The 4534-nt window shown below is 49.6% G+C and carries 15 tRNA genes and 1 rRNA gene; all 16 read right to left on the bottom strand.

The annotated features are described in order from the left end of the window. Positions 1-1390: 1390 nt before the first annotated feature. Positions 1391-1507 (bottom strand): 5S ribosomal RNA (gene rrf / locus ACFSOY_RS05105). A 6-nt stretch (positions 1508-1513) separates the two neighbouring features. Continuing rightward, positions 1514-1590 (bottom strand) — tRNA-Ile (locus ACFSOY_RS05110). Between the two features lie 5 nt (positions 1591-1595). Then, a tRNA-Gly gene (locus tag ACFSOY_RS05115) sits at positions 1596-1669 on the bottom strand. Positions 1670-1675: 6 nt separating this feature from the next. After that, a tRNA-Asp gene (locus tag ACFSOY_RS05120) sits at positions 1676-1752 on the bottom strand. A 4-nt stretch (positions 1753-1756) separates the two neighbouring features. Continuing rightward, positions 1757-1832 (bottom strand) — tRNA-Met (locus tag ACFSOY_RS05125). A 20-nt stretch (positions 1833-1852) separates the two neighbouring features. Further along, positions 1853-1928, bottom strand: a tRNA-Val gene (locus ACFSOY_RS05130). Between the two features lie 63 nt (positions 1929-1991). Further along, positions 1992-2068, bottom strand: a tRNA-Glu gene (locus ACFSOY_RS05135). 4 nt (positions 2069-2072) lie between these two features. Continuing rightward, positions 2073-2148 (bottom strand) — tRNA-Asn (locus ACFSOY_RS05140). A gap of 4 nt (positions 2149-2152) precedes the next feature. Further along, positions 2153-2228: transfer RNA gene (locus ACFSOY_RS05145), tRNA-Ala, on the bottom strand. Positions 2229-2233: 5 nt separating this feature from the next. Beyond that, positions 2234-2309: transfer RNA gene (locus ACFSOY_RS05150), tRNA-Lys, on the bottom strand. A gap of 8 nt (positions 2310-2317) precedes the next feature. Further along, positions 2318-2392, bottom strand: a tRNA-Gln gene (locus ACFSOY_RS05155). A gap of 4 nt (positions 2393-2396) precedes the next feature. Continuing rightward, a tRNA-His gene (locus ACFSOY_RS05160) sits at positions 2397-2472 on the bottom strand. 19 nt (positions 2473-2491) lie between these two features. After that, positions 2492-2567, bottom strand: a tRNA-Trp gene (locus tag ACFSOY_RS05165). A gap of 24 nt (positions 2568-2591) precedes the next feature. Then, positions 2592-2675: transfer RNA gene (locus ACFSOY_RS05170), tRNA-Tyr, on the bottom strand. A 5-nt stretch (positions 2676-2680) separates the two neighbouring features. Beyond that, positions 2681-2757, bottom strand: a tRNA-Met gene (locus tag ACFSOY_RS05175). Positions 2758-2764: 7 nt separating this feature from the next. After that, a tRNA-Ser gene (locus tag ACFSOY_RS05180) sits at positions 2765-2856 on the bottom strand. Between the last annotated feature and the right edge of the window lie 1678 nt (positions 2857-4534).

The following is a 4534-nucleotide window of genomic DNA, read 5'->3' on the forward strand; positions in this document are numbered from 1 at the left end:
TGACTCGCATCTCTCTTCGTAACACTCGTTTAGTTTTCAAGGATCAATCGTTTTGCTCTTTCGCGTCTGCCGCTCTCTCGCGGCGACAAGAGCTATCTTATCACGGTTCAGCAGCTTGTCACAACCTTGCTTTCTGGCATATTTCCAAATTCCAGAACAAAAATAGTCATTGCGTGATATTGCCGCATCCAATCTCATTTTCTTGTTCTCTTACTCTCATATTCTACCCAAAATCCACATGTGGATTGCATCTTTCACCAAACCAAGCTCCTGACCTTCACATTTATACTCTTGAACGATTCTGCTCACCCTATTTCATGAAGCGGATCGCAATTTGTCAATCACAGCGCACTTCACATCTGCCACGAGATAGTAATTCAAACAAAAATGGATGAACAAAAATTCTGTTGGTCACAGTAGTTGCGCACAACAACCACTAATCGTTTTTGGGTGGGAGCCCTAATTCTCATTTCCGATTCCATCGTCACTTTGGAGAATCATTTTCCTGCGGCTTTGCACTGTGTTCTACAGACTGCTGCATCGGGAGTATGTTTAGATCCATTCCTAGCTACCCCGCATGTAGTTAAAGTGGTCACACATGGTTGTACGTTTCCGACTTCCACTACAGCACTATTGGCAGATCGCATAGGCGTTATTTTGGTAGTCACACAGATCTTTCATATCACACTTGTTGTAAGTTATGTTCAGGATCATCAGCGTCTGTTCAGAAACCCGAAATATCGCCATTCTGGCACACCAGATTTTATTGCAGGCCCATAGATAAGAAGTTGTTCCTTCCCCTGAATTCGATTCAGTTGATAGCACGTGTCTTTCACACGAAAGCCCCTTGCCCCATCGAACCGGATCGCGATTACTTCCGCCAATGGGCCATTCCTCTCTGATTGCTTTCGCCTGACCACATTTACGCTTCGATCGCACCCTTACTTCAGTACACATGCACAGCTCGTCACCGCAACTACTGAGTTAGGGATTTCTGCCGTGACGTTGGCTCCCCACTCCTTTTCGAGCACAGCGTTTCTTCTAATTTCTTTTTACACAAAAAACCGATTCATTAATTCGGATCTCATCCTGCCCAGCAGCGGCACACTCCCCCCAAAACACTGTGGCCCCCTCCCTTTCGCTCCAGCGATTCATCGCTCCGCTTCGAACGCGTCCTCATTTTCACCTTCTTTGCGTGCCAAAGACTTGATTCAACGAATCAGGTCTCATCATCCTTATCAGGGATGTCCTCTTCCAAAACACTGCGGCTCAAGTACCTGACCTTCCCTTCCACTCCACTCCGGGGGTCCTCCACACCACCTAGAACGCGACATCTGTTCTACTTTTTTTACATACAAAAAGACCCGATCTGATTGATCGGGTCTTTGTCGCCTAGCGACGACCTACTCTCCCAGGACCCTGCGGTCCAAGTACCATCGGCTCTGTGGAGCTTAACTTCTGTGTTCGGGATGGGAACAGGTGTGACCTCCACGACATTATCACTAGACATATCTGGTGGGCCCAAGAAGATTCGAACTTCCGACCTCACGATTATCAGTCGTGCGCTCTAGCCAACTGAGCTATGGGCCCAAATATGGAGCGGGTGATGGGAATCGAACCCACGCGACCAGCTTGGAAGGCTGGAGTTCTACCATTGAACTACACCCGCAAAAAATGGCGGAGCTGACGGGATTCGAACCCGCGGTCTCCTGCGTGACAGGCAGGCATGTTAGGCCTCTACACCACAGCTCCAGGTTGGTTGCGGGGACAGGACTCGAACCTGCGACCTTCGGGTTATGAGCCCGACGAGCTGCCAACTGCTCCACCCCGCGACAATATTAAGGTTGAAAAATGGTGGAGGTTGACGGGATCGAACCGCCGACCCTCTGCTTGTAAGGCAGATGCTCTCCCAGCTGAGCTAAACCTCCAAAGTGCTAGTGCTAACGTTGCGAGAGGACCTCTCGCTTTTTGTCAGCCTTCCTTAAAAAACATGGTGACCCGTACGGGATTCGAACCCGTGAATGCCGCCTTGAAAGGGCGGTGAGTTAAGCCGCTTCTCCAACGGGCCTTGCTGGCTCCCCGAACAGGACTCGAACCTGTGACCATCCGATTAACAGTCGGGCGCTCTACCAACTGAGCTATCGAGGAATCTTGGTGGAGATAAGCGGATTCGAACCGCTGACCCCCTGCTTGCAAGGCAGGTGCTCTACCAACTGAGCTATACCCCCAAAAGTGGTGAGCCATGAAGGACTTGAACCTTCGACCCACTGATTAAAAGTCAGTTGCTCTACCAACTGAGCTAATGGCTCATGAAAACTGGCTGGGGAGGAAGGGATCGAACCTTCGCATGACGGAGTCAAAGTCCGTTGCCTTACCGCTTGGCGACTCCCCAATCTTGGGGCGACCGATGGGAATCGAACCCACGAGTGCCAGAGCCACAATCTGGTGCGTTAACCACTTCGCCACGGCCGCCATTACTTGCAATATTATTTGGCAGGGGCAGCAGGACTTGAACCCACGACATTCGGTTTTGGAGACCGACGTTCTACCAACTGAACTATGCCCCTACATTCATTTGTTTCAAACAGAAATGGTGGAGAGAGAAGGATTCGAACCTTCGAAGCTTTCGCAACGGATTTACAGTCCGCCCCATTTGGCCACTTTGGTATCTCTCCGAAACTGGTAGCGGCGGAGGGACTTGAACCCCCGACCCCCCGGGTATGAACCGAATGCTCTAGCCAGCTGAGCTACACCGCCACAGTAATGGCGGAGAGAGGGGGATTCGAACCCCCGAGACGGTTTCCCGCCTACACGATTTCCAATCGTGCTCCTTCGACCGGACTCGGACATCTCTCCGCGTTTTCATGTCGTCCATCAACGGCGACAGATGCTATAATATCACGCTTCGACAACAATATCAATACCTTTTTGCTACAAAAAATCCGATTCTAGCGATTTATGATTCCCAGAGCGGTTTCTTTTTATTAAAATAGCTGTTTTTCTCTGTATTCTACTTGTCCGCTTTACCATCGTTTCCTGTCCATAAGTCCGTTTTCTTTGCATTACATGGATCCATTCTCTGTGAGCAGATAGACTCTTCGCCCCTACTTCACCAACTGTCCTATGCCCGCTTTCTCCTCTTGAATTCCCTGCGCTAGCTCACCTCACCGATCTGTTGCGAATCGGAGCCTAGACAACCACTCTAGGGCTTTTAAGACCGACCATCAGCCTCTCTTCACCCATCCAGTCATTGCTCTATCCCGCAACAACAGCTACTGATTTTGCGCTGCCTTCGATCAGACATGTCGAGCGAGTATACGAACTATGTATGATGCACGCCGCCAATCAGATCATATTCAATGACCAGCTCGGTGGGATTCCTCGTCCCGTCTTCTACGCGCTCATCCCCTTTTCCCTAGTATAGAAAAGCACTTGATCGGCAAAGCGACCCTCAAATCAGTTTGCAGCTCTGGTCTTGTTGGGCAGATTCCTTTCTCTCACGTAAGATTCAATATTTCTTACCGGCAGTCAAAGTCCGTCGTTACTTCAAGTTCATCAGCTACACCCTAGCTCTTCTACTCAACTATTTTGCCCTTCGACTTGATCAGATCATTCTGTCTCAGGGCGATCATAGCGTCTACCTCGACACGACGCGTGATGCGCCAATTTTATGCTCTGATCTACGCTTCTCTAGCTGTAGCTCTTTTGAACCTGCAACTTTTGAACTGTGCCAGGTAAGTCCTCAACCACTCTTTTCTCATTCAATTAGAGCAGCCTTTCTCTATCTCTTGGACACAAGATCAGTTTAGCTCGTATTTCGCCTAGCGACTTTATCACATTTTTGTCTCAGCTCCTTGTTGCTTCCTCTCTACTCACTCGCCATGCTCCCACTTCCCCTTTAAAATCAATTAGACAAGTCTTCATCCGCAGGATGGCTACCATCCCTCAAAGTCCACAACCGCTCCCCTGACAATTCTCCACCTGCTTTTATACGTCCTCATCAGCTTCTTACCATGTATATAAAAAAAGACCCAATCTCAGATCAAGTCTCATTTCGCCCGCAGCATCTTCCTCTCCCAAACCGCCACACTCCCAAGTATCAGACCTCCACTTTCACTCTAGTGGTTCTTCGCGCCGCTAAAGACCCAGATCTCCAGATCGGGTCTCATCTTGCCTCACAACGTCTTACTCTTCCAAAACGCCACGATTCAAATACCACCTCTCCACTTTCGCTCCGGTGACTCTCCGCTCCGTTTCAAACACTGTACCTCTTCTATTTCCTTTTCACATACAAAAAAGAAAAAGACCCAGATCCTTCAGATCGGGTCTCATCACGCCTAGCGGCGACCTACTCTCCCAGGACCCTGCGGTCCAAGTACCATACCTTCGCTTCCGCTTCGAACGCGGCACCTCTTCTATTCCCTTTTCACATACAAATAGAAAAAGACCCAGATCTCTCAGATCTGAGTCTCATCACGCCTAGCGGCGACCTACTCTCCCAGGACCCTGCGGTCCAAGTACCATCGGCTCTGCG

The sequence above is a fragment of the Tumebacillus lipolyticus genome (assembly GCF_042682745.1).
Lineage (GTDB): Bacteria > Bacillota > Bacilli > Tumebacillales > Tumebacillaceae > Tumebacillus_A > Tumebacillus_A lipolyticus.